Here is a 24,567-nt window from a genome sequence, read left to right as displayed (position 1 = left end):
CAACGGGGGCTGCGGGCACTGGGGGAGTAGGGCACGCATGGCAGGCGAGCTGCGGTTCGGGCTCCTCGGCGTGCCCGCCGTGTACGACGCCGCGGGCGAACCCCGCCCGCTCCGCGGCCCCAAGGCCCGCGCCCTGCTGACCGCGCTGCTGCTCGCCCCGGGCCGCGTGGTCTCCGCCGACGCGCTCACCCAGGCGCTGTGGGGCGACGTGCCGCCCGCCTCCGCCCGCGCCTCGCTGCAGAACCACGTCACCCGGCTGCGCCGCCTCCTCGACGACCCGGCCCGGCTGCACGCCGTACCGCCGGGCTACCGGCTGCGCGTGGCCGACGGCGAACTCGACGTCCGCGTCTTCGAGCGGCACGCCGCCGCGGCCCGCGCGGCCCACGCCGCCCGCGACTGGGACACCGTCGAGGCCGAGGCCGCGGCGGCCCTCGGCCTGTGGCGCGGTGCCCCGCTCTCCGGGCTCTCCACGACCACCGCCGGTGACGCCCTGGTCCAGCGCCTGGAGGAGGCCCGCCTGCTCGTCCTGGAGTGGCGCTACGACGCGGCCCTGGAGCGCGCCCCCGAGCGGGAGGCCGAACTCTCCTCCCTCGTACCGGAGTTGGCGTCCCTCGTCACCGAGCATCCGCTCCGTGAGGCGTTCCACCGCCAGCTCATGCTCCTGCTGCACCGCACCGGCCGCCAGGCGGAGGCCCTGGCCGTGCACCGCGCCCTGCGCCGCAGGCTGGTCGAGGAGCTCGGCGTCGAGCCGGGCGACGGTGTCCGCGCGGCCCACCGGGAGATCCTCAGCAGCCCCGGAACCCCCGCCGCGCGGCCGGTCCGCGCCGTCCTCGCCGGGGGCCGCCCCACCACGTCACCGCCGCGCCGCGCGCCCCGCCCCGCCCAGCTCCCGCCCGCGCCCTCGCACTTCACCGGCCGCGAGGACACGGCCCGTGAGCTGCGCGAACGACTCACCGGCGGCGGCGCGGGCGCCCCACCCGTGGTCGTCCTCTCGGGCATGGCGGGCGTCGGCAAGAGCGCCCTCGCCCTGCACGTCGCGCACGGCCTGCGCGAGCGCTTCCCCGACGGCCAGCTCTACGTCAACCTGCACGGGGCCACCCCCGGCGTCGCCCCGCTCACCCCGGGCCAGGCCCTCGCCGCGCTCCTCCGCGACCTCGGCGCCGAGGCCCGGCACGCCCCCGACGACCCGGACGCGGCGGCCGCGCTGCTGCGCTCGCTCCTCGCCCCCACCCGTACGCTCCTCGTCCTCGACGGGGCCGCGAGCGCCGCGCAGGTCCGGCCGCTGCTGCCCGGCGGCGCGGGCTGCGGCACCCTCGTGACCAGCCGCTCCCCGCTCACCGCGCTCGACGGCGCCGCCCGCTTCCCGCTGCCCCCGCTGTCCGCCGAGGACAGCACCGCGCTGCTGCGCGCCGCGTCGGGGCGGGCCGACCTCGGCGCGGGGCACCCGCTGGTGCGGCTCACGGGCCGCCTCCCGCTCGCGCTGCGGATCGTCGCGGCCCGGCTCGCCGCCCGCAGCGCGCTCACCCCGGACGCCCTCGCGGGCCTGTTGACGGACTGCGAGGGCCGCCTGAGGCACCTGGAGTACGACGACTTGAGCGTGCGGCGCTCCCTCGACGTCGCCCTGGAGGCGCTGCGCACCTCCGACCGCGACAGCGACCGCGACGCCGCCCGCGCCCTCGGCGTCATCGGCGCGCTCGACCTGCCCGCGTACGGCGCGCCGCTCCTCGCCCGGCTGCTCGGGTTGGCGCGCTGGCGCGCCCAGGCCGCCCTGGACCGCCTCGTCGACGTCGCCCTCCTCGAAGAGACCGCGTACGGCCGCTACGCCCCGCACGACCTCGTACGGGACTTCGCCCGCGCCCACCGCGAGCCCCGCCCCGCGGACGCCTTCGGCGCGACGGCCCTGCGCTGGTACGGCGACACCGCCCGCGCGGCGCTGCTCGCGATCGCCCCACAGGGCCGGGACCGCGAGGACCGCCTCGCCGTGCCCGCGCCCACCGCCCCCGAGCCCGAGGACCTGGAGGGCTTCGGCTCCCTCGACGCCGCGTTCGCCTGGGCGGACGAGGAGCTGGACAACGTCGTCGCCCTCGCCGAGCGCCACACCGGCGACACCTCCGGGCTCGTGCCCGCGCTGGTGCGGAACCTCTTCCCGTATCTGCAACGCCGGGGCCGCCTCGCCGAGTTGGGCACCCTCGCCGCGATCGCCGTGGACACCGCGCGGCTGCACGGCGACCCGGCCGTGACGGCGCAGGCCCTCACCGACCTCGCGGGCCACCGCTTCATGACGGGCCGCGCGGGCGAGGCCCTGGCCCTGAACGACGAGGCGCTCGCCCTGTGGCACGGCATCGGCCGCGCCTCCTGCGTGCGCCGCGGCCTGAACCACCGGGGCCTGCTGCTCGACGGCCTGGGCCGCCGCGCGGAGGCCGTGGACGCCCTGACCCGGGCCCTGGAACTCGCCCGCTCCCTGGACGACCCGCTCAGCGAGGCCATCACGTTCAGCCACCTCGGCAACCTCTACGAGCACAGCGACGCCCGGCTCGCCATCGTCCACCACGAGCGCAGCCTCGCCATCGGCGAACGCATCGGCCACGCCGTCGTCCGCCAGTCCGCGCACTGCAACATCGGCTACGCCCACCTCGCCCTCGGCGAACCGGCCGCCGCCCTCGGCCACTTCGAGGTCAGCCTGCGCGTACACGGCGAGTACGAGGACTGGCACGGCGAGTCCCACACCCGCCTCGGCCTGGTCCGCGCCCTGCGCGCCCTGGGCCGCACCGTCGAGGCGGCCCGCGCCTGCGCCCTCCTCCTGGAGCGCGCCGCCCACCGCGGCGACACCCACATGACCGGCCTGGCCCGCCACCAGCACGGCCTCCTCCTCCACGCCCAGGGCCACCCCCAACAGGCCCAGGAGCAGTGGCGCTCGGCCCTCACCGCCCTGGAGTCCCTGGACGGGGCGAGCCCGAAAGTGGTGACCGAACTGCGAGAACTCACGGGCGGAGCATCGAGCCCGTCCGGCGCTTGAGGACGAGCGCGCAGCGCGAAAGGGCCCGGTCCGAAGCGCGGCCACACGCTTCACTTGGCATCGGCGTAGCACCGTACGACCGCCGTGGTGAACGGAAACCGCACCGGGGTCTCGCCGAACGCGATCCGACCGGCCAGGTCCCCGGCCTCCCGCACGGCCGCCGCGACCTCCTCCGCCTCCTCGGCCGGGCAGTGCACGATCACCTCGTCGTGCTGGAAGAAGACCAGCTCGGCGCGGAGGTGCGCGGTGGCCCTGCGCAGCGCGGCGAGCATGAGCAGAGCCCATTCGGAGGCGCTGCCCTGCACCACGAAGTTCCGGGTGAAGCGGCCGCGGGCGCGGGCGTTGGTGGAGGCGTACCCGGGGGTGAACGCGCCCTCCCGGGGGGTGTCGTCGGGCTCGGCGGCGTCCTCCTGCGGCAGGCCCGCCTCGCCGAGGGCGTCCTCGCCCGCACCGGCCGCGGGCGGGCTGGTCCGGCCCAGCCAGGTCCGGACGAGACGGCCCTCCTCGCCCGCGCGCGCCGCGTCGTCGACGTACGCGACGGCCCGCGGGAAGCGGCGGCGCAGCGCCGCCAGGTTCTTCAGGCCGTCGCCGGAGGTCTGGCCGTAGACCGCGCCGAGCAGCGCCAGCTTGGCGTGCTCGCGGTCGCCGGAGAACGCGCGGTCCGAAAGGCGCGTGTACAGGTCGTCGGGGCTGCCCGCCACGTCCATCAGGCCCGGGTCGCGCGAGATGGCGGCCAGTACGCGCGGCTCCAGCTGGTCGGCGTCGGCGACGACGAGCCGCCAGCCCCGGTCCGCGACCACCGCGCGGCGGATGACCTTGGGGATCTGCAGGGCGCCGCCGCCGTTCGTGGTCCAGCGCCCGGTGACGGTGCCGCCCGGCGTGTACTCGGGGCGGAAGCGGCCGTCGCGCACCCAGTCCTGGAGCCAGGACCAGCCGTGGGCGGTCCACACGCGGTACAGCGACTTGTACTCCAGGAGCGGGCGCACGGCGGGGTGGTCGATCTCCTCCAGCTCCCAGCGCCTGGTCGAGCGGACCTTGACGCCCGCCCGCGCGAACGCCTTGACCACGTCCGCGGGCAGGTCGGGGCGCACCCGGTGCCCGAACGCCGCCGACACCTCGTCGGCCAGCTCGGCCAGGCGCCGGGGCTCGCCACCGCCGCCGTACCGCTCGCCGAGCAGCTCGGTGAGGACGTCGCGGTGGACGTCCGCGCGCCACGGCAGCCCGGCTCCGTTCATCTCCGCGGCCACGAGCATGCCCGCCGATTCGGCGGCCGTGAGCAGCCGCATCCGCCCCGGGTGCGCGGTCGCCCCATGCCGTCTGAGCTGCTCCGCGTACACCTCAAGGAGGGCGTCGAAGGGCAGCGGGGCGGACGCGGACGGTTCGAAGAGGGAGTCCTGCGCGCCGGGCACCGCGGCGCGGGGCGGCGGGTCCGGCGGCACGGGTCTTCGCCTGCCGCGCGCCCAGGCGGCCGCCGCCGAACGGGGCTCGCCGAGCCGCCCCTCGTGCCCGAGCAGCAGCGCCTCCGCGGCCTCCACGTCGTAGCAGCGCTCGACGCGGACGCCCGCCGCGAGCAGCCGGGGATAGATCTCGGCGGTGGACCGCCACACCCAGCGTCCGACCCCGGGGCGCCGCCGCACCGCCCCGGCGAGGTCGTCCTCCCGCACGGCGGGCCCGACGGGCAGCCCGTCGTCCCCGAGCTGTGCCACGAGCACCCCCGGCCCGTCCTCCGCGATGGCCCACCGTTGCGCTTCCACGCCTCGACGATCGCACCCGCCACTGACAATCGGGCCCCGGACCTGGGCGGCCGCCCGGCCGCACCCCGCATGGCCCACCCCGCGTGCCGCACCCGGCCGCCCCTGCCACGCTCGGTGCCATGCGCGTCGCCCTGGCCCAGACCGACTGCGCGCTCGGCGAGGTGGACGAGAACCTGGAGGTCGCCCGCGAGTGCGTGGCCCAGGCGCGGGCCCAGTCCGCCGACCTCGTGGTGTTCCCCGAGCTGAGCCTGCACGGCTACCACCTGGGCGCCCTGAAGCGGGACACCTCGCTGCCCGCCGACGACCCGCGCCTGCTCGGCCTGTCCCTGCTCGGCCCGGACGTCCTGGTCGGCCTGCACGAGCACACCAGCCTGCGCGCGTACAACACGTCGGGCTACTACGCGGCGGGCGCCCTGCGGCACGCGCACCGCAAGCTGTACCTGCCGAACTACCTCGCCTGGGAGGAGCGCAAGCACGTCAGCCCGGGCCAGCACCTGCGCGCCTACGACCTGCCCGGCGGGCACGGCCGCGCGGCCACGCTGATCTGCAACGACGCCTGGCAGCCGGTGCTTCCGTGGCTCGCGGTGCAGGACGGCGCGGAGGTCATCGTCGTCCCCACGAACAGCGCGGCGAGCCTCGACCCGGAGGCGATGGACACGGGCCTGTACTGGGACACCCTGCTGTCGTACACGGCCCGCATGCTCCAGTGCTGGGTGGTGTTCGTGAACCGCGTCGGCAACGAGAACGGGGCCACGTTCTGGGGCGGTTCACGCGTCGTGGACCCGCGCGGCACGGTGGTCGCGCAGGCGCCCAAGTGGGAGCCGGGCCTGGTCACCGTCGACATCGACCTGCACGAGGCCCGGCGCCAGCGCCGCGCGGTCCCGCTGGTCGCGGAGGCCCGCCTCGGCCTCATCGACCGCGAGGTCCGCCGCCTCATCGACGAGGGCGGCGACTCTTAGGCAGGCGCCCCGCCGTCATCGGCGCTCCGCGCCTCGTCCTCAAACTCCCCCAAGCTCTTAAGGAGCAGGGGGTACCCCCTCGACGGGCTGAAAGTCTCCGGCTCGGGCCACACGCTCAGCCGCCCGAGGCCCGGTGGGCCCGAGGCACCCGCCACGCCCCCGCCACCACGGCCACCACCCCGCACACCCCCGCACACAAGCCCATCGCCGACCAGGGAACCACCACGTGCCCCGGCACCGAGAGCCGGGCCAGAGCCACCGCGAGCCCACCGAGCCCAATCGCGGTCACCGCAAGCCCGAGCACCGCACCCACCGCCACCGAGAGCACCGCCTCCCCGGCCGCGACAAGCCGCAGCTGACCCGCCGTCGCCCCCGCCAGGCGCAGAGACCGCAGCTCAGGAGCCCGTACCGGCGCGGTCATCAGGAGCGTGGAGACCAGGGAGATCGCCGCGTACGTGAGGCAGAGCGCGAGCAGCATGAGCAGGCCGAGCCGGGTCTGCTCCCGCATGCGCGGGTACGTCGCGGCGAGCCAGTCGTCGACCGGCCGCACCGCACCGCCGCTCGCGCGCAGCGCCCGCGCCACGGCGGCGCGGTCGGCCCCGGCCCCGAGCCGGACGTCGAGGCGGTCCACGGGCGCGCCCACCGCGTTCGCGGCGGTCACGTACGCGCCGTTGTCGCCGGTGCCGCGCGCGAGGACCGCCACGATCCGCAGCCGGGCCCGCCGCCCGTCGCCGAGCCACACGGACACCCGCTCGCCGACGCGGTGCCGCTGCCACTCCTCGTCGACGACGATCGAACGGTCGTCGAGGTCGCGCACGTCGCCCGCCACCACCGGCAGCCGGGACACCGCCGCGAACGCCGCCGGGTCGGCCACCGCCCGCGCCTCGGCCCTGACCACCGCCGACCCGTCGTCCTCGGGCACGAACACGGCGGTGGCGGCGGACGCGGCGAGGGTGGCGCCCGCGACCGGGCCCACGGGACGCAGCCCCGCGCCGGTGACGACGAGGTCGGCGGCGGTGCGCTGCCGGGCCTGAGCCGCCTTCGCCGCGCCGACCGTCCCCGCCGAGCCGAACAGACAGCCCGCGAGCGCCACCGTGACGAGGACGGGCGCGGCGACGGCGGCGGTGCGGCGCACCCCGGCACCGCAGTTGGCGCGGACGATCCGGGCGAGGACGGCCGCCCGGCGGGCCCGCCCCGGCCGCGCGGGGGAGGGCCAGCGGAACAGCGCCACGACATGCCGTACGAGCAGCGGCGCGAGCGCGGCGACCGCTGTCGCGAGGATCATCGGCTGGGTGGTGTACGTCTTGCGCTTGAGCAGGTCCGAAGGGTCCGACCACAGCGTCCACAGGAGCAGCCCGAGCGCCCCCGCGAGCAGCGCGGCGCCCGCGGCGCGGCGGCCCGGCGGCATCACCCCGGTGTCGAGCGACGCCTCGCGCAGCGCCTCCACGGGGCTGACCCGGGCCGCGCGCCGCGCCGCGCTCCAGGCCCCGGCCAGGGCGACGAGGAGCCCGGTCCAGAAGGCGAGTTGATACGGCCACCAGGTCCAGCGCAGGCCTTCGGCCACCGTGAACCACGGCGGTGCGACCTCCGCGTCCACCAGGGCCCGCGCGAGGTGCGGGGCGCCCCAGGCCCCGAGCCCGCAGCCGGTGGCGGCCGCCAGGGCCCCGACCACCAGGGCCTCGCCGAGCAGCCAGCGCCGCAGCTGGCCCCGGCTCGCCCCGGCCGCCCGCAGCAGCCCCAGCTCACGGCGGCGCAGCGCCACCACGAACGCGCACGTGGACGCGGTCACGAACGCCGAGACGAACACGGCGACCCCGCCCGCCGTGCCGAGGAACGCGTTCACGGCCACGAGCGCCCGCCCGTCCCGCTCCGCGCCCGGGTCGACGCGGGCGCGGTCCGCGCCGGTGAGCACGCGGGCCCCGGTGCGGGACGCGGCGACGGCGGCCCGCACCGCGCCGACGGGCGCGCGCACGCCGACGGCGTCCGGCCCGCCGCTGACCCGCACCGGGCCGAGCCGCCGCAGGTCCGCGAGCAGTTCCCTGTCCACAGGGTGTGGATGGGCGAGCCGCTCCTCGACGTGCTCGGTCCGCGGCCCCCGCCGCACCGGCACGCTCAGTGCGTCCCGCCCCGCCACGACCACGGGCGACCCGGCGAACCGCCGGGGCTCGCGCTCCACGCCGCCCGTGCTCGCGGCGAGCCCCACCCCCATCGCGGCGGTCAGGGCCACCCCGAGGGCGATGGCGACGAAGGCCCCGAGGAACCCGGCCCAGCGAGAACGGAGCGAAGCAAAGATCATGCCCCAAGCGAACCGCCCCCGGCCGCCCGCCTCACGCCCCCTGGCGGGCGGATCGGAGGTAGGGCCAGACCTACCCTTAGGGGTATGGACTCGGTGATCGACAAGGCGTTCGCGGCGGCCCTGTACGCGCACACGCCCCCTGACAAGACCACCGGGCCCGACGACCGCACGAGCGGACGCGGGCGGCGCGGGCGGCGCGGCCGTGGTGCCGCCGCGGCGCGGCACGTCGACGACGCCCTCGACACGGCCGCCTCCCTGCTCGCCGCCGCCCCCGCCGCCGACGCCGAAGTGGCCCGCCGCGGCGAGGAGTTCGTGCGCCGCGCCTGGGAGCGCGGCTGGCAGCCCGCCGACGTCCTCCGGCTCGTCCGCCGCGACCTCGACGAGGACCACGTACGCCTCGCCGCCGAGCTGATCCGCGCCGAGACCCGCCGCTACGCCCCCGAGGAGCTGCCCGCCCGCTGGCCCGGCCAGCTCGCCGACCTCGACGCGCTCGCCCCGTGGCGCGCTCCGGACCGCTTCACGCGCGCCACCGCCCTGCTCACCCTCTACCGCCTCCTCCTGCGCCTGCCCGCCATCGAGCCGGTCGGCCCGCCCCCGGGCGCCCGCGGCCCGCTCGACACTCCGCCCGCGCACGGCGAGCCGCGCGCCCTGACCCGGATCCGTGCCTTGCTCGCCAAGGCCGAGGCGACCACGTTCCCGGAGGAGGCGGAGGCCCTGACCGCGAAGGCGCAGGAGCTGACGGCCCGGTACAGCGTCGACGAGGCGCTGCTCGCCGCGCGCACGCACGCCACCGGCACGCCCGGCGCCTGCCGCGTCGGCGTCGACGCCCCGTACGAGACCGCGAAGGCGATCCTCCTCGACGCCGTCGCCACCGCGAACCGCTGCCGCGCCGTGTGGAACGAGGCCTTCGCCTTCTCCACCGTCGTCGGCTTCGAACCGGACCTGGACGTCGTCGCGTTGCTGTACGCCTCCCTCCTGGTCCAGGGCGCCGCCGCCATGACCACCGCAGAGGCGGGCCAGCGCGCGGGCGGCCGCAACCGCACCAAGACCTTCCGCCAGGCCTTCTGGATGGCGTACGCCCACCGCGTCGGCGCCCGCCTGGAGGCCGCGGCCGCGCCCGTCACGCACGAGGGCGGCGACGGCGCGCTGCTCCCGGTGCTCGCGGCCCGGGACGTCTCCGTCGCCGACCGCACGGAGCGGATGTTCCCCGAGACCACCACGACCCGCGTGCGAGGCGTGCACGACGGCGCGGGCTGGGCCGAGGGCGCGGCCGCGGCGGCGGGCGCTAACCTTCACGCACGTGTGAGGCTTCCGGACACCCGTACGGACAAGGGGGACTGACATGCGCATCGGAGAGCTGGCGGAACGTACCGGCACGTCCCGCAGACTGCTGCGCTACTACGAGGAACAGGGCCTGATCGTCGCCGACCGGGCCCCCAACGGCTACCGCGACTACGACGAGTTCTACGTCGACCGCGTCCTGCAGATCCGCGGCCTCTTGGAGGCCGGGCTGCCCACCCGCATCATCAAGCAGATCCTGCCCTGCCTGAACAAGCCCCGCGTCATCCACTTCCCCGACGCGACGCCGGAGATGCTCGCCACCCTGGCACACGAGCGCGACCGCATGACCGAACGCGTCGAATGCCTGACCCGCAACCGCGACGCGATCGCGGAATACCTAGAAGCGGTAACCCAAACCCGAGCCCAACAACCAGCCTGACCCCTACGCCCGCCCGCCCCTCCGCTCCTGTGGGCGGCTTCCCCCCCCGCCCTGTGGGCGGCTGGTCCGCCCAGGGGGCGGAACGGGCGGGCACAGGGCGGCCCGCCGCGCGACGCGAACCCCACCCCCGCCCCCACCGCGGCCGCACCAGCACACCGAGCCCCACCCCATAAACCCCCAAACCCCTGCGTACCATCACGGAGTGACCTGGTGGCGAGCACTCAGACAGACCGCCCACACAGGCCTGTCCGTAGAGCGCCGCCGCCTGGAACCCCTCGTGGCCCTCCGCGGAGCCACCGGCCTAGCCCTCGTCATCGGCGCGAGCCTCACCCTCTTCGGCCCCGCCGTCGCCGCCAGCTCCGCGTTCGGCGCGTACCAGGCGGCCATCGCCACCTTCCAGCGCAGCTGGCGCCCGCGCCCCGAGCTCGCCATCGCCTCCGGCACGAGCCTCGCCGTCTCCACCTTCCTCGGCTACGTGACGGGCTCCCACCAGCCGCTGTTCCTCGCCCTGCTCGCCCTGTGGACCTTCCTCGCGGGCCTGAGCTGGGCGGCGGGCCCCACGATCGGCCTCATCGCCACGTCCAACGTCGCCATCATGCTGGTGACCATCACCCTCCCCACCTCGATCGCGGCGGCCGCGGGCCACGCCGCGATGATGGTCGTCGGCGGCCTCGTCCAGGCGGCCCTGGTGGTCGTCTTCCCGGTACGCCGCTGGGGCGCCCACCGCGACGCCCTGGCCGACGCCCTGGCGGCGGAGGCCGACTACGCCCGCCGCCTGCGCCACGACCCGGCGGCCCCCTTCGACCCGGTGCCGCTGATGGCGGCCCGCGACGCTGCGACGATCACTCCCCGCCAGGCCCGCACCCGCCCCGCCGAACTCCACGGCGCCCGCGGCCTCGCCGAACGCATCCGCCCGGTACTCGCCTCGCTCGCCGACCCGGCGATGGGCGTCCCCGAGGAGGGCCCCGAACGCGCCCGCGCCCGTGAACTCCTCGCCGCCGCGGCCGACATCCTCGACGCCGCCGCCCGAGCCATCCGCCACGGCACCCCCGTCCGCCTCCCGCCCCCCGCCGTGGCCGCCTTCCAGACCCCCGACACGGGCGCCATCCTCCAGGGCCCGCCCCACCGAGCGGCGACGCGCCTGGGAGCCCTGCTCAAGGACGTGGTGGAAGTGGCGGGCGGCCGTTCATCCGCACCCCCCGCCCAGGGGGAGGACACCAGGGCGAGCGCCAAGAACCTCCTCCGCCCGGGCCTGGCGGCCCTGGCCCCCGTCGCCGCCAAGGCCATGCGCGCCGAGCTCCGGCGCCGCGGCTCCCCCGTCACCCGCCACGCCCTGCGCGTCACCACGGTCACCACCGTCGGCTACGCCCTGGGCACCCACCTCCCCCTGGGCCACGCCTACTGGGCCCCCATGGCCTCGGTCATGGTGATGCGCCCGGACTTCTCCCAGACGTACTCCCGCGCCGTCGCCCGCTTCGCGGGCACCCTCGTCGGCGTGGCCCTGGCCACGGGCCTGGTCCAGCTCGTCCACCCCGGCACCCGCCTCTCCGCTGCCCTCGCCGTCCTCTGCGCGGGGCTCATGTACCTGCTGATGCGCACCGGCCAGTTCGCCGCCCAGGCCTGCGTCGCCGCGTACGTGGTGTTCCTGCTCGGCATGGGCGGCGAGGAGTGGACGCAGACGGTCCCCGAGCGCGTCTTCCTGACGCTGCTCGGCGGCGCCCTCGCGATGCTCGCGTACGCCTGCTACCCGGCCTGGGAGACCCCGCGCCTGCGCACCCGCCTCGCGGACTGGCTGGCGGCGGACGGCCGGTACGCCGCCGCCGTCGTCGGCCACTACGCCGAGCCCGCGGGCAAGTCCTGCCCGGACGTCCGCGAGGCCCTGCTCGCCGCCCGCGACGCCCGCATCGCCTGGCAGGAGGCGGCCGAGCGCGCCCAGCGGGAGCCCGTGCGCCACCGCGGCCTGTCCCGCGCCGCCGCGCAGGACGCCGAGCTCGCCCTGGTGCAGATCGGCCGCGTCGCCATGCTGATGGAGGCGCACCTGCCCGAGCGCGGCGCGCCCCCGGTCCCGGCCGCCGCCCGCTTCGCGGACGCCCTGCGCACCGCGACCGCCCAGGGCGCGCGGGCCGTGCGCGAGCGCCGCGTCCCCGACTGGGGCCCGGTGCGCGACGCCCTGGCCGCCTGGGACGGCGAGGGCGTCCCGGACCGCGTCGTACGCCGCGGCACGGGCCTGCTCCTCCAGGCCCTCGACGACCTCGCCGACGCCCTGGACACCACGCCGCCGCCGATGCTGGTAGACGGCACCGACAGCTAGCGCCCCGAAGGGGCGCGGGGAACTGCGCGACCAGCCACGACGTACCCGCAGACGACCGACGGCCCATCGCGGTCATTCCAGCGAAGCGCTTGGCGGCCCCGCTACCAGGAGGACTTGCGCACGCCGGGCAGGAACCCGGCGTGCGCCTGCTCCCGCAGCCGCACCCGGGAGAGCCCGAACGCCCGCACGTACCCGCGCGGCCGCCCGTCCACGCTGTCGCGGTTGCGGACCCGCGTGGCGCTGGCGTCGCGCGGCTGGCGCGCCAGTTCCCGCCGGGCCGCGAGCCGTTCGGCGTCCGGCGTGGACGGGCTGCGGAGCAGCTCCTTCAGCTCGGCTCGCCGCGCGGCGTACCGGGCGACGACCTCGCGCCGCTTCTCGTTCTTCGCGACCTTGCTCTTCTTGGCCATCAGACCTTCTCCCCGCGCGCCCGGATCCTGGCCACGGCGGCCTCGACGCCGATCACGTCGACGGTCTTGATGCCCCTGGCGCTCAGCCGCAGGCGCACGTACCGGTGCTCGCTCGGCAGCCAGTAGCGCTTGCTCTGGACGTTCGGGTCGAAGCGGCGCGACGTGCGCCGGTGGGAGTGGGAGACGTTCTTGCCGAAGCCGGGCTTCGCGCCGGTCAGCTGGCAGTGGGCGGACAAGGTGACGCACCTCTCGTTCGGTCGCGGTCCCGGCCATTTGGAAACGGGAACCATTTTCATATACTAGCCCTCATGGCTCGCAACGAACTCCGCCCCGTCATCAAGCTCCGGTCCACCGCAGGCACTGGCTACACGTACGTGACCCGCAAGAACCGCCGGAACGACCCCGACCGCCTGACCCTGCGCAAGTACGACCCCGTGGCAGGCCGCCACGTCGACTTCCGAGAGGAGCGCTGATCCGCGTGCGACCCGCAATCCACCCGCCGTACGGGCCCGTCGTCTTCCGCGACAAGGCCGCGGGCTTCGCCTTCCTCACCCGCTCGACGGCCACCAGCGACAAGACGGTCGACTGGGAGGACGGCCGCACGTACCCCGTCATCGACGTCGAGGTCTCTTCCGCGAGCCACCCCTTCTACACGGGCCAGCAGCGCGTCCTCGACACCGCGGGCCGCGTGGAGCGCTTCGAGCGGCGCTACGGGAGCGCCCGCGCGTCCGCGGCGCCCGACACCGCTGACGACGGGGCCCGTTGATGGGCGCCACCCTGGCCGTCGCCCTCGTCGGGGGCCTGCACACCGAGGCCAGGGCCGCGGCCGTGGCGCGGCTCCTGGCCACCGTCCCCGACAGCGTGGCCCTGCACCACGACCTCTCCACTGCCGCCACCGGCCGGGTCGTACGGACCGTGCGCGACGCCACCGGCGTCCTCTCCACCGACGAGACCCCCCTCGTCAACGACTGCGCCTGCTGCGCCCTGCGCGAGGACCTCGTCCCGGAGCTGGAGCGGCTCGCCGCGGGCGGGCTCACCCGGCTCGCGGTCGTCGAGCTGTGGGACTCCGTCGAACCGAAGGCGATGGCCGAGGTCATCGCCGGGCACGGCTCGCGGGCGCTGCGCCTGAGCGGCGTCATCACGGCCGTCGACCCGAGCCTGCTCCTGCCCTGCCTCGCCAACGGCGACGACCTGGCGGACGTCGGGCTCGCCGCGGCCCCCGGCGACCGGCGCACCGTCGCCGACACCTGGGCGCGCCAGCTGGAGTACCCGCCGGTCCTCGCCGTCCTGGACACGGCGGGCGCCGACGCCGAGGACCGCGCGCTGCTCGCCCAGCTCCACCCGACGGCCCGCCAGGTCCCGATCGAGCGCGGCGACCTGGCGGGCGCCGCGCTCGCGGGCTTCGACGTGGAGGCGGCCGCCGCCGAGCAGCACCCGGCGTGCGCGCTGCTGCCCGCCGAGGCCGACGACAGCGGCGTCGCCACGCTCGTGTGGCACCGCCGCAGGCCCTTCCACCCCGAGCGCCTGTACGCGGCCCTGGAGGACCTCACCTGCGCGGCCGCCCGCAGCCGGGGCCGGTTCTGGCTCGCGGACCGGCCGGACACGCTGCTCGCCTGGGACGCGGCGGGCGGCGCGCTGTGCGTCGAGAGCGCGGGGCCGTGGCTGGCGTCCCTGCCGGACGCCGCCTGGGACCTGGTGCCGCCGGTGCGCCGCGCGGCCGCCGCGCTCGACTGGCACCCCGAACACGGCGACTGCTGCCAGCACCTGGTGTTCACCTCGCCGGGCCTCGACCGCGACGCCCTCACCGAGGTCCTGGAGTCCTGCCTCCTCACGGACGAGGAATACGCGGCAGGCCGCACGGCCTGGAAGTCCCTACCCCCGGCGTTCGACGCCTTCTTGGAGATCTAGCCTCCTTGCTGTGGGCAATCGTCCCGCAGGGCGAGTGGGGTCTCCCCTGCTCGAGCGAAGCCGAGAGCTTGGGGAAGGGTGGGCACAGCCCTAGGTGCCGCTCAGCCGCGCAACCAGGCCCGAGCCAACCAGGCCCCCCGGCCCCAGGGCGCCCGAAGCCCCCAGGGGGGCGCACGCGCAGCGCCCGCGCTTCCGCCCGACCAGGGCCCCGCCCCCACCGGGAACCCCCCGACGGATCTTGTTCGTCCCCCCGGACGGCGGCCCCCCTGCCACCGGGCAGACCCATGGGCCCCGAGGTCGAGGAGAGGCGGCACCCACCATGGCCAGCACCGGCGAACACGAGGACCGGCTGTTCGCCGCGCTGGCCAACGGCACCCGCCGTGAGGTCCTGCGCCTCCTGCGCGACCGCGGCCCACAGCCCGTACAGGCCCTCGCCTCGCACTTCGACATGCGCAGGCCCAGCCTCTCGGAGCACCTGAAGGTGCTGCGGGAGGCCGGTCTCGTCTCCGGGGAGCGCGCGGGCCGCCAACGCATCTACCGGATCGAAGCATTCCGCCTCGCCGAGGTGCGCGACTGGCTGGGACCGTACGAACGCCTCTGGCACGAACGCACGTGTCGACGCACGTGCGAGCGCACGAGCGAGCCCCCGGAGTAGCCCGTACCGGCCCCCGCCGCGCGCCGCCGGAAAATTCACCTGCCACCAGAAGGCCTCCGCGCGCGTCTGTTCCTCATGTACGAGGTCATCGGATCCGGCCAACCCCGCGCGGAGGAGGGCGCGGAAGATCATGGACGGGGGCTGGCGTTCGCATGTCATGCGGGGTTCGGCGTGGTGGCGAGGGAGCTGTAACCAGCTCACCACGCCGCGTGCACGTGCATCTGCCCATGCATCGGCACATGAACACAGCTATGATCCGGGACAGTTGACGGCTACAACAACAGCCACGGCACCACCGGGGAGCGACCTGTGCACCACGTGTTCAACGGCATGGCGGCCACGGATCTTCACGGGGTGGTCTGGCAGAAGAGCAGGCACAGCAACTCGCAGGGTTCCTGCGTGGAGTTCGCGAAGCTGCCGGGCGGCGACGTCGCCGTCCGCAACTCGCGCTTTCCGGACGGGCCCGCGCTCGTCTACACGCGCGCCGAGATCGAGGCCATGCTGCTCGGCATGAAGGACGGCGAGTTCGACCATCTGCTCGGCGGCTGACCACTTCGATCCGACCGGTCGACGAGGAGCGCGCAAGCGGAAGCAAGGCAAGCAGGGCCAGCAGAAACGATCGTCCGTGGGGGAAACCGCGACGGAAGGCGATCGTTCACGGGGACGCGGGGGGTGAACACCCGCGGGAGACGGGGGGCAGGGCTGTTCCGGCCGACCGGAAGGCCGCCCGGCCCACGGCGGGGCCGGTCCTTCAGGCCAGTTGGAACAGCGCCCACACCACCTTGCCGCTCAGCGCGCCCGCGAGCGGGTGCCAGCCCCAGCCGTCGCTGAACGAGTCCACCAGGAACAGCCCGCGGCCCGACTCCGAGGCGAAGTCGTCGAGGGCGTCACCGGTCTCGCGCGCCACCGGACCGTCGTCGCTGGGATCCCGTACCGCGCACACCAGGCGTGAGGTCCACCGCATCATGTGCAGCCGCACGGGCGAGTCCTCGCCGACGACGCAGTGCACCTCGGTGTGCGTCCTGTCACCGGGAAGCGCGTGTCTCAGGGCGTTGGTGACGAGTTCGGAGACGACGAGCGCGATGTCGTCGAAGCGGTCGTCGAGCTCCCAGGACGTGAGCGTCTCGCGGGTGAACCGGCGCGCGCTGCCCACGGCTTCGTAGCGGGCGGGGAGGGCGCAGGAGGCGGCGCTGGAGACCGCGGAGGGATCGAGCGGAGGTAGCCCCTGCCGTAATGGCTCGAGCATGGTTGATCCATTCGTCCCCATGCGAGGCACTCCCCGGTTTTCGCGGCTCGCGGTACAAAGCGATCGAACGGTGGCGCGGTCGGTACAGCTGGTCGGTGGAGCAGCGGCACAGAAGTGGCGCGCCGACCATGGTTCCGAATGCGTACAGCAGATGCAAGGGCAGATGCACGTGCACGCGCCGGACTTGACCGCTCCTAGGGCGCTTCTTGCCCATTTCTTCCTACGGTTTCTTGCGGAGACCTGCCTTACGCTTTCCCTTTCCGTAACCGAACGAGTACCGCCCGAAGCGTTTAATGGCAGACTGCGAGTCTCAACACCTTGGGGAGGACTGAGCGAAGTGACCGCTGGGGAGTCGAGCGGCTCGGTGGTACGGCGCATCCTGCTGGGCTCGCAACTGAGGCGCCTGAGGGAGGCACGCGGCATCACCCGCGAAGCGGCCGGATACTCGATCCGCGCGTCCGAATCGAAGATCAGCCGCATGGAGTTGGGCAGGGTGAGCTTCAAGTCCAGGGACGTGGAAGACCTCCTCACGCTCTACGGCGTCATCGACGAGGCCGAGCGCTCCGCGCTCCTCTCGCTCGCCAAGGAGGCCAACCTGACCGGCTGGTGGCACAGTTACTCCGACGTCCTGCCGGGCTGGTTCCAGACATATATCGGCCTGGAGGGCGCGGCGTCCCTCATCCGTGTCTACGAAGTCCAGTTCATCAACGGCCTGTTGCAGACGGAGGCGTACGCCCACGCCGTCGTCGAGCGCGGCATGAAGGTCGCCGCGGGCAAGGCCGCAGGCCGGGGACGCACCGGCCGCCCGGCCAAAGTGAGCCAGGCCGACATCGACCGCAGGGTGGCCCTGCGCCTTGAGCGACAGAAGCTCCTCGTGTCAGAGCGCGCGCCGCAGTTCAAGTGCGTCCTCGACGAGGCCGCGCTGCGACGGCCGTACGGCGACCGGGAAGTGATGCGGGGACAGATCCAGCACCTGATCGACATCTCCGAGCGGCCGAACGTGACGCTGCAGGTCATGCCCTTCACCTTCGGTGGACACGCGGGCGAGAGCGGCGCGTTCACGATGTTGAGCTTCCCGGAGTCCGATCTCTCGGACGTCGTCTATCTGGAGCAGCTGACCGGCGCCCTCTATCTGGACAAGCGGGAGGAAGTGGCCCAGTACGAGCGGGCGATGGCCGAGCTCCAGGAGGACTGTCCGAATCCGGCCGACAGCCGCGACCTTCTCCGTGGTCTACTCCAACTGACCTGAATCGTCAGTAGTATGACTGGAATTCAGATGTCTGCTCATCCGCGGCAAGGGGTTCCGACTCATGTCCTTCTTCACCGATCTGGCTCACCAGTACATCGACGGTGAGTGGAAGGCCGGCTCAGGTTCCTGGGACATCATCGACTTCAACCCGTACGACGGGGAGAAGCTGGCGTCGATCACGGTCGCCACGGCCGACGAGATCGACCAGGCCTACCGCGCCGCCCAGCGCGCGCAGGAGTCCTGGGGCGCGACCAACCCCTACACGCGCCGCGCGGTCTTCGAGCGCGCCCTGCGCATAGTCGAGGAGCGCGAGGCCGAGATCACCGAGGCGATCGTCGCGGAGCTCGGCGGCACCCTCGTCAAGGCGGGCTTCGAGCTGCACCTGGCCAAGGAGTTCCTGCGCGAGGCGGTGCACCTGGCGCTCGCCCCGCAGGGCCGGATACTCCCCTCGCCGGACGACACCAAGGAGAACCGCCTCTACCGCGTCCCGGTCGGCGTCGTCGGCGTCATCAGCCCCTTCAACTTCCCCTTCCTGCTCTCGCTGAAGTCGGTCGCCCCGGCCATCGCGCTCGGCAACGCCGTCGTCCTCAAGCCGCACCAGAACGCGCCGGTGCTCGGCGGCAGCCTGGTCGCCAAGATCTTCGAGGAGGCCGGGCTCCCCCCGGGCGTCCTGAACGTCGTGATCACGGACATCGCCGAGATCGGCGACGCCCTCCTGGAGCACCCCGTGCCCGGCGTCATCTCCTTCACCGGCTCGGACGCCGTGGGCCGCCACGTCGCCACGGTCTGCGCCCAGACCTTCAAGCGCTGCATCCTCGAACTGGGCGGCAACAGCGCGCTGATCGTCCTGGACGACGCGGACGTCGACTACGCGGTGGACGCCGCCGTGTTCAGCCGCTTCGTGCACCAGGGGCAGGTGTGCATGGCCGCGAACCGCATCCTGGTGGACCGCTCGCTGCGGGACGAGTTCACCGAGAAGTTCGTCGCCAAGGTCAAGACCCTGAAGGTCGGCGACCCCGCGGACCCGTCGACGCACATCGGCCCGCTCATCAACTCCTCGCAGGCAGAAGGCGTTTCGTCGCTGGTCGCCCAGACCGTGCAGGCGGGCGCCACGGCCCTGCTGCACGGCGCCACCGACGGCAATCTGGTGTCCCCTTCCGTCCTCACGGACCTGCCCGACGACTCCCCGGTGCTGCGCCAGGAGATCTTCGGCCCGGTCGCGCTCATCCTGCCGTTCGACGGCGAGGAGGAGGCCGTCCGCATCGCCAACGAGACGCCGTACGGCCTGAGCGGCGCGATCCACACCGGCGACACCGAGCGCGGCGTCCGTGTCGCCCGGCGCATCCGCACCGGCATGATCCACATCAACGACGGCACCGTCCACGACGAGCCCATCGTGCCGTTCGGCGGCGAGAAGCACTCGGGCGTGGGCCGCCTGAACGGCGAGTCGACCGTCGAGGCCTTCACCGCCCTGAAGTGGATCTCAGTCCAACACGGCCGCTCGCGCTTCCCGTTCTGAGCGGGGCCGGGGCGCGGGGTCGCCTCTGACCGAAGCCGCCTCCAGACATGCATCTAGGTGGACAGTAGATGCATGTCTGCTACGTATCCCATCGCCGAGGCGAGGGGCAAGCTCGGGGATCTCGTGCGTCGGGCCGCCCAGCACGAGCACATCACTCTTACCGACGGCGGGGTCCCGGCGGCGGTCCTCATTTCCCCCGCCGAGCTGGAAGACCTTGAAGACGCCCTCGCCCTCGCCCGTCTGGAGCGGGACCGGGCGCTCGGGCGCGCGGAAGCGCCGATCCCGCACGACGAAGCGCGCCGCACGCTGCTCGAAGCGGCCGGGAGGGGCGAGTGACCTGACGGGTCCTGTGGGAGTCCGCCGCGCTGGACGCGGCCACGGGGCACCTCAAGAGTGACCCCGGGGGTGTAGACGCCCTGCTTCGGGCCGCCGATCAGCTCGCGGAGAACGAGTGGCCGGAGGGTTCTCGGGTCTGGGGCGTCGACTGCCGCCGCCTTCACCACGGACCCTGGCGCATCCTCTACCGCGTCGACGCGGAGGCGCGAACGCTGCACATCGAACACGTGGGGCGCAGGGAGTCCTGATCCGACACCTGAAAGCCCCGGACCATTGAGGACAGTAGTTGTCCGCAAGGGTCCGTAGCGTCTGAGGTGTCGGAAAGCCCGGCGAGCACCCTTCGGGAGAGGCGGATCCCATGCCCACTCACGTCAACGCGGAAGCCCACGGCGACGAGCGCGGCGCGCTCCTGGCCTTCGTCGAGGCCCAGCGCGGCGGGCTGCGCCGCTCGGTGCTCGGCCTGGACGACACGCAGGCGGCCAGCCGCCCGACCGCCAGCGAGCTGACCCTCGGGGGCCTGGTCAAGCACGTCGCCGAGACCGAGCTGAACTGGCTGCGCATGGCCCAGCAGAAGCCCAACGAGCGCCAGCGGACCCAGGAGACCTGGGGCGAGAGCTTCCGGCTCGTCGAGGGCGAGACGCTCGCCGGCACCCTCGCCTTCTGGGCCGAAGTGGCCGCCGAGACCGAGGAGTTCATCCGGTCCGTGCCGAGCCTGAACGACACCTTCCCGCTGCCCGAGGCGCCGTGGTTCCCCCAGGGCGGCGCGGTGTCGATGCGCTGGCTGCTGCTGCACCTCGTCGAGGAGATCGGCCGCCACGCGGGCCACGCGGACATCATCCGCGAGAGCCTGGACGGCAAGACCGCCTTCGAACTGGTGGCGCTGGAGTCGGGCCAGTCCTGGGGCTGAGGCGACAGGGGCCTCCCGGGCCGTACCCTAGTCAAAGTTGATGACTGCAAGCCGAAGGGTGCGGTGAATGTCGGCGATCCGGATGCTCGTCCTCGGGGCGGTCCGCCAGCACGGACGGGCGCACGGCTACCAGGTGCGCAACGACCTGGAGTACTGGGGCGCCCACGAGTGGTCCAACGCCAAGCCCGGGTCGATCTACCACGCCCTGCGGCAGCTGACCAAGCAAGGACTGCTGCACGAGCACGAGACCGCGCCCTCCACGGCGGGCGGCCCGCCCCGCACCGAGTACGAGATCACGGAGAAGGGCACCGAGGAGTTCCTGGCCCTTCTCCGTGCGGCCCTGACCGCCGTCGCGCACGACCAGAAGTCCGACGCGCTCTCGGCGGCCGTCGGCTTCATGGTCTTCCTGCCGCGCGAGGAGGTCGTCTCGCTCCTCAAGGAGCGGGTGCGCGCCATCGAGGACTGGCGCCACAGCGTCACGGAGTACTACACACCCGAGGACGGCCCCGGCCAGCTCGGCCACATCGGCGAGATCATGAACCTCTGGGTCCACTCGGCCGACGCGGGCGCGGAGTGGACGAAGGGCCTCATCGAGCGGATCGAGAACGGCGCGTACGCCTTCGCCGGTGAAGGGGAGCCGTTCGTCGGGGTCCTCGGCGATGGCGAGGAGAACCCGTTCGCGACGGGGGAGAAGCACTCCGGAGACCGCCGCTAGGCGGGAGTGGCCCGTAGGGGCCCTCCCTTCAGATCAAGTAATCAAGTTTGACTAACCCGACTCCAGGGGAGTACTTTCCTCTGTCTCGACCTAGTCAAACTTGACTAGATCGCACAGGTGGAGCCCGGAAGGAGTCGGATGACGGACGCGATCGTCCTGGACGGCGTACGGAAGCGGTACGGCGAGAAGCGGGCCCTGGACGGGCTCGACCTGGTGGCCGGGCGCGGCACGGTGCACGGCGTGCTCGGCCCCAACGGCGCGGGCAAGACCACGGCGGTGCGCATCATGTCCACGCTGCTGACGGCCGACGAGGGCCGCGTGGAGATCGCCGGGTGCGACGCACGGCGCGAGGCCGGGGAGGTGCGCCGCCGCATCGGCCTGCTCGGCCAGCACGCGGCGCTCGACGAGGAGCTGAGCGGTCGGCAGAACCTGGAGATGTTCGGGCGGCTCTACCACCTGGGCGTGCGGCGCGCGGGCGTGCGGGCCGAGGAGCTGCTGGCCCGCTTCGGCCTCGACGGCACGGGCGGCAAGGCGGTCAAGCGCTACAGCGGCGGCATGCGGCGCCGCCTCGACCTCGCCGCGTCGCTGATCACGGAGCCGGAGGTGCTGTTCCTCGACGAGCCGACGACGGGCCTGGACCCGCGCGGCCGCGCGGAGGTGTGGGACGCGGTGCGCTCCCTGGTGGGCGGCGGCACGACGGTGCTCCTGACGACCCAGTACCTGGAGGAGGCCGACCAGCTCGCCGACCGCATCTCGCTGATCGACAGCGGCCAGGTGATCGCCGAGGGCACGGCGGACGAGCTGAAGGCGCGCCTGGGCGGCGACCGCATCGACGTCGTCGTCCGCGACGGCGCCCAGCTGGTGCGGGCGGCCCGGCTGCTCCCCGGCGACCCGGGTGACGTCACGGTCGACGCCGACCGCCGCCTGGCCAGCGCGCCCGTCGTGGACCGCGTGGAGGCCCTGACACGGGTCGTACGGGCGCTCCAGGAGGCGGGCATCGAGGCGGAGGACATCGCGGTGCGCAGGCCGACCCTGGACGAGGTGTTCCTGCGCCTGACGGGACGCGCCGAGACCGACGACCGCGCGAAGGAGACCGTATGAGCACGAGCACGAGTACGCGGGTGAGCGCGGGGGCGGGCACGGCCGTCGGCTGGGCCGTCGCCGACTCCTGGACCATGACCCGGCGCGAGCTCGCCCACTGGGCGCGCCAGCCCGTGCAGGTCGTCGTCGGCCTGGCCTTCCCGGTCATGCTGCTGCTGATGTTCAACTACCTGATCGGCGGCGGGAAGGGCGTCGAAGGGGACTACGTCGAGTTCCTCGTCCCCGGCATGTTCGCGCTGACCATGGTGTTCGGCCTGGACGCCACGATGGTCGCGGTCACCGGAGACCTCAACAAGGGCGTGGTGGACCGCTTCCGCTCCATGCCGATGACCAACGGCGCGGTCCTCGTGGGCCGTTCCCTCGCGGACATGCTCCAGTCCTTCGCCTCCCTCCTCGTCATGATGGGCGTCGGCCTCGCGATCGGCTGGCGCTGGCACGGGTCACCCGGCGGAGTGGCGGGCGCGGTCGGGCTGCTGCTCCTGCTGCGGTTCGCGATGCTGTGGCTCGGCATCTACCTGGCGATGGTCGCGGGCAGGCCGGAGCTGGTGGCGGCGGTGCAGATCCTGGTCTGGCCGGTCGGGTTCTTCTCCAACGCGTTCACCGTGCCGGGGAGCATGCCGGACTGGCTGGGCGCGGCGGTGGAGTGGAACCCGATGTCGGCGACCGCCACGGCGGCCCGCGACCTGTTCGGCAACACCCCCGCCTCCACCGCCCCCTCCTGGGCCACCACCCACGCCGACCTCCTGGCCCTCCTGTCCCCCCTGGCCCTGGTGGCGGTGTTCCTCCCCTTGGCAGTACGCCGCTTCGGCGCGCTGAGCCGCTAGCAACGGCCCTCGCGGGGCGCCCCAGACCCGCCCCTTCCCGATCCGGGGGCCGCCGCCCCCGTGCCCCGCTTTTTCGGCGCTTCGCGCCTCGTCCTCAAACGCCGGACGGGCTATGAACAGCCCCTCCGGCGTTTGAGGAGCGGGGGTCTGGGGGCGGAGCCCCCAGGAATCGGGAAGGGGCGGGTCTGGGGCGCCACCCGCGAGGGCACCTCAGTGGTGGAACCCCGTAGCCCCGCCCCGGTCCCGGGTCAGCGGCCCGGGCTGCTGCCGCAGGCCCGGCAGCAAACGCCCCAGATCCTCCACGAACAGCCCCGCCAGATCCGCGGAGAACCCGTTGCGGCACACCACCCGCAGCACCGCCAGATCCTCCCGGTGCGCGGGAAAGGTGTAGGCGGGCACCAGCCACCCCCGCTCCCGCAACCGCCGGGCCACGTCGAAGACGTCGTACGCGCGCACGTCGTCGGACGTCGTGAAGGCGAACACCGGCAGCTCGTCCCCGCGCGTGAGGAGCCGGAAGTCCCCGAGGCCCTCGATCTGCCCGGCGAGCCCCCGGGCCACGTCCCGCGAGGCCTGCTGCACCGCCCGGTACCCGGCACGGCCGAGCCGCAGGAACGTGTAGTACTGCGCGACGACCTGCGCCCCGGGCCGGGAGAAGTTCAGCGCGAAGGTCGGCATGTCACCGCCCAGGTAGTTCACGCGGAAAATCAGCTCCTCCGGCAGCTCGGCGGGCGTGCGCCACAGCGCCCAGCCGACCCCGGGGTAGACGAGCCCGTACTTGTGCCCGGAGGTGTTGATCGACGCCACGCGCGGCAGCCGGAAGTCCCACATGAGGTCCTCGTCGAGGAAGGGCGCGACCATCGCCCCGGAGGCCCCGTCCACGTGCACGGGGACGTCGAGCCCGGTGCGTTCCTGGAGCGCGTCGAGGGCCGCGCAGACGTCCGCCACGGGCTCGTACGAGCCGTCGAACGTGGACCCCATGACGGCGACGACCCCGATCGTGTTCTCGTCGCAGAGCGCGGCCGCGGCCTCGGGGGAGAGGTGGTAGCGGTCGCCCTCCATGGGGACCTGCCGCGCCTCCACCTCCCAGAAGGTGCAGAACTTCTCCCAGCACACCTGCACGTTCACGCCCATGACGAGGTTGGGCCGGGCCTCGCGGGACGGGTACCGGTCGGCGTTGCGCCGCGCCCAGCGCCGCTTGAGCGCCATGCCCGCGAGCATGCACGCCTCGCTGGACCCGGTCGTCGAACAGCCCACGGCGGCCGCCGGGTCCGGCGCGTTCCACAGGTCGGCGAGCATCGCCACGCAGCGCCGCTCCAGCTCGGCGGTGCGCGGGTACTCGTCCTTGTCGATCATGTTCTTGTCCCGGCACTCCGCCATGAGCACGCCCGCCTGCGGCTCCATCCAGGTGGTGACGAAGGTGGCGAGGTTGAGCCGGGAGTTGCCGTCGAGCATCAGCTCGTCGTGGACCAGCTGGTACGCCGTCATGGGCGGCAGCGGGTCCTTCGGCAGCCGGTGCTTGGGCGGGGCCTCGGTCATGCCGCCCACCGGGTTCGCCTCTCCGAAGAAGGGGTTCACGGACAGCGGGCGGTCGTCACGGCGGTCGTCCGCGCCACGGTGCAGCGACATGGCGGTGCCTCCGAAGGG

General features: G+C 74.1%; 24 protein-coding genes. 18 read left to right on the top strand and 6 right to left on the bottom strand.

What is annotated here, in order from left to right; all coding sequences use genetic code 11:
- The first annotated feature begins 37 nt into the window (after positions 1-37).
- Positions 38-3,016 (top strand): BTAD domain-containing putative transcriptional regulator, encoded by a 2,979-nt coding sequence (locus tag ACIG3E_RS04115; protein WP_399610984.1) that lies wholly within the window; start codon positions 38-40, stop codon positions 3,014-3,016.
- 50 nt (positions 3,017-3,066) lie between these two features.
- On the opposite strand, the gene ACIG3E_RS04110 is transcribed toward ACIG3E_RS04115, so the two are convergent.
- A complete protein-coding gene (locus ACIG3E_RS04110) occupies positions 3,067-4,770 on the bottom strand; it encodes a bifunctional 3'-5' exonuclease/DNA polymerase (RefSeq protein WP_399610982.1) in 1,704 nt (567 codons plus the stop codon).
- 119 nt (positions 4,771-4,889) lie between these two features.
- On the opposite strand from ACIG3E_RS04110, the gene ACIG3E_RS04105 reads away from it, so the two are divergent.
- The gene (locus tag ACIG3E_RS04105) at positions 4,890-5,729 is read left to right on the top strand and encodes a nitrilase-related carbon-nitrogen hydrolase (RefSeq protein ID WP_399610980.1); all 840 of its coding nucleotides are present in this window, start codon (positions 4,890-4,892) and stop codon (positions 5,727-5,729) included.
- 115 nt (positions 5,730-5,844) lie between these two features.
- On the opposite strand, the gene ACIG3E_RS04100 is transcribed toward ACIG3E_RS04105, so the two are convergent.
- Complete coding sequence (locus tag ACIG3E_RS04100; RefSeq protein WP_399610978.1) at positions 5,845-8,025, bottom strand: FtsX-like permease family protein; 2,181 nt, start codon at positions 8,023-8,025, stop codon at positions 5,845-5,847.
- Between the two features lie 84 nt (positions 8,026-8,109).
- Between ACIG3E_RS04100 and ACIG3E_RS04095 the strand changes: the two genes are divergently transcribed.
- From ACIG3E_RS04095 to ACIG3E_RS04085, 3 genes are all read left to right on the top strand, one after another.
- Entirely contained in the window at positions 8,110-9,366 is a 1,257-nt protein-coding gene (locus tag ACIG3E_RS04095) for a DUF2786 domain-containing protein (protein WP_399610975.1), read from the top strand.
- A 1-nt stretch (position 9,367) separates the two neighbouring features.
- Complete coding sequence (locus ACIG3E_RS04090; protein WP_399610973.1) at positions 9,368-9,745, top strand: MerR family transcriptional regulator; 378 nt, start codon at positions 9,368-9,370, stop codon at positions 9,743-9,745.
- Between the two features lie 202 nt (positions 9,746-9,947).
- The gene (locus ACIG3E_RS04085) at positions 9,948-12,056 is read left to right on the top strand and encodes an FUSC family protein (protein ID WP_399610970.1); all 2,109 of its coding nucleotides are present in this window, start codon (positions 9,948-9,950) and stop codon (positions 12,054-12,056) included.
- A gap of 101 nt (positions 12,057-12,157) precedes the next feature.
- Here the strand turns inward: ACIG3E_RS04085 and rpsN are convergent, their stop codons facing one another.
- Together rpsN and rpmB are read right to left on the bottom strand one after the other, a co-directional pair.
- Entirely contained in the window at positions 12,158-12,463 is a 306-nt protein-coding gene (gene rpsN, locus ACIG3E_RS04080) for a 30S ribosomal protein S14 (protein ID WP_399610968.1), read from the bottom strand.
- Positions 12,463-12,699: a 50S ribosomal protein L28 gene (rpmB, locus tag ACIG3E_RS04075; RefSeq protein WP_399610966.1), complete on the bottom strand. Its 237-nt coding sequence runs from the start codon at positions 12,697-12,699 to the stop codon at positions 12,463-12,465. Before rpmB ends, rpsN begins: the two co-directional genes overlap by 1 nt.
- A gap of 72 nt (positions 12,700-12,771) precedes the next feature.
- Between rpmB and rpmG the strand changes: the two genes are divergently transcribed.
- The 5 genes from rpmG to ACIG3E_RS04050 all read left to right on the top strand — a co-directional run bounded on the left by rpmG (position 12,772) and on the right by ACIG3E_RS04050 (position 15,575).
- Entirely contained in the window at positions 12,772-12,936 is a 165-nt protein-coding gene (gene rpmG, locus ACIG3E_RS04070; RefSeq protein ID WP_030361075.1) for a 50S ribosomal protein L33, read from the top strand.
- A 5-nt stretch (positions 12,937-12,941) separates the two neighbouring features.
- Positions 12,942-13,229 carry a type B 50S ribosomal protein L31 gene (locus tag ACIG3E_RS04065; RefSeq protein ID WP_399610964.1) on the top strand — a complete coding sequence of 96 codons (288 nt, stop codon included), beginning with the start codon at positions 12,942-12,944 and terminating at the stop codon, positions 13,227-13,229.
- A complete protein-coding gene (locus ACIG3E_RS04060) occupies positions 13,229-14,371 on the top strand; it encodes a CobW family GTP-binding protein (RefSeq protein ID WP_399610961.1) in 1,143 nt (380 codons plus the stop codon). Before ACIG3E_RS04065 ends, ACIG3E_RS04060 begins: the two co-directional genes overlap by 1 nt.
- Positions 14,372-14,690: 319 nt before the next feature.
- The gene (locus ACIG3E_RS04055) at positions 14,691-15,026 is read left to right on the top strand and encodes an ArsR/SmtB family transcription factor (RefSeq protein WP_399610959.1); all 336 of its coding nucleotides are present in this window, start codon (positions 14,691-14,693) and stop codon (positions 15,024-15,026) included.
- A gap of 309 nt (positions 15,027-15,335) precedes the next feature.
- Positions 15,336-15,575, top strand: coding sequence for a DUF397 domain-containing protein (locus ACIG3E_RS04050; protein ID WP_171075823.1), 240 nt, complete (start codon positions 15,336-15,338; stop codon positions 15,573-15,575).
- Positions 15,576-15,777: 202 nt separating this feature from the next.
- On the opposite strand, the gene ACIG3E_RS04045 is transcribed toward ACIG3E_RS04050, so the two are convergent.
- Positions 15,778-16,293 (bottom strand): ATP-binding protein, encoded by a 516-nt coding sequence (locus ACIG3E_RS04045; RefSeq protein ID WP_399610957.1) that lies wholly within the window; start codon positions 16,291-16,293, stop codon positions 15,778-15,780.
- Between the two features lie 316 nt (positions 16,294-16,609).
- Here ACIG3E_RS04045 and ACIG3E_RS04040 point away from each other — a divergent pair, with 316 nt between their 5' ends.
- The 8 genes from ACIG3E_RS04040 (at position 16,610) to ACIG3E_RS04005 (ending at position 22,923) form a co-directional block, all read left to right on the top strand.
- Positions 16,610-17,521 (top strand): helix-turn-helix domain-containing protein, encoded by a 912-nt coding sequence (locus tag ACIG3E_RS04040; RefSeq protein WP_399610955.1) that lies wholly within the window; start codon positions 16,610-16,612, stop codon positions 17,519-17,521.
- A gap of 61 nt (positions 17,522-17,582) precedes the next feature.
- Positions 17,583-19,040 carry an aldehyde dehydrogenase family protein gene (locus ACIG3E_RS04035; RefSeq protein ID WP_399610952.1) on the top strand — a complete coding sequence of 486 codons (1,458 nt, stop codon included), beginning with the start codon at positions 17,583-17,585 and terminating at the stop codon, positions 19,038-19,040.
- Between the two features lie 72 nt (positions 19,041-19,112).
- On the top strand, positions 19,113-19,376 hold the full coding sequence (locus tag ACIG3E_RS04030) for a type II toxin-antitoxin system prevent-host-death family antitoxin (protein ID WP_399610949.1): 264 nt from the start codon (positions 19,113-19,115) through the stop codon (positions 19,374-19,376).
- A gap of 11 nt (positions 19,377-19,387) precedes the next feature.
- On the top strand, positions 19,388-19,624 hold the full coding sequence (locus tag ACIG3E_RS04025; RefSeq protein WP_399612153.1) for a type II toxin-antitoxin system RelE/ParE family toxin: 237 nt from the start codon (positions 19,388-19,390) through the stop codon (positions 19,622-19,624).
- Positions 19,625-19,734: 110 nt separating this feature from the next.
- Positions 19,735-20,283, top strand: coding sequence for a DinB family protein (locus tag ACIG3E_RS04020; RefSeq protein WP_399610947.1), 549 nt, complete (start codon positions 19,735-19,737; stop codon positions 20,281-20,283).
- 67 nt (positions 20,284-20,350) lie between these two features.
- A complete protein-coding gene (locus ACIG3E_RS04015) occupies positions 20,351-20,998 on the top strand; it encodes a PadR family transcriptional regulator (RefSeq protein WP_399610944.1) in 648 nt (215 codons plus the stop codon).
- 138 nt (positions 20,999-21,136) lie between these two features.
- The gene (locus tag ACIG3E_RS04010; RefSeq protein WP_399610942.1) at positions 21,137-22,099 is read left to right on the top strand and encodes an ATP-binding cassette domain-containing protein; all 963 of its coding nucleotides are present in this window, start codon (positions 21,137-21,139) and stop codon (positions 22,097-22,099) included.
- Positions 22,096-22,923, top strand: a complete 828-nt coding sequence (locus ACIG3E_RS04005; RefSeq protein ID WP_399610940.1) for an ABC transporter permease — start codon at positions 22,096-22,098, stop codon at positions 22,921-22,923. The genes ACIG3E_RS04010 and ACIG3E_RS04005 overlap by 4 nt, the downstream gene beginning before the upstream one ends.
- A 210-nt stretch (positions 22,924-23,133) precedes the next feature.
- On the opposite strand, the gene ACIG3E_RS04000 is transcribed toward ACIG3E_RS04005, so the two are convergent.
- On the bottom strand, positions 23,134-24,549 hold the full coding sequence (locus tag ACIG3E_RS04000) for a glutamate decarboxylase (RefSeq protein WP_399610938.1): 1,416 nt from the start codon (positions 24,547-24,549) through the stop codon (positions 23,134-23,136).
- Between the last annotated feature and the right edge of the window lie 18 nt (positions 24,550-24,567).

The sequence above is a fragment of the Streptomyces sp. NPDC053474 genome (assembly GCF_044544845.1).
Taxonomy (GTDB): Bacteria; Actinomycetota; Actinomycetes; order Streptomycetales; family Streptomycetaceae; genus Streptomyces.
The sequence above is the reverse complement of the archived record's forward strand: the minus strand, read 5'-3'. Positions and strand labels throughout refer to the sequence as shown.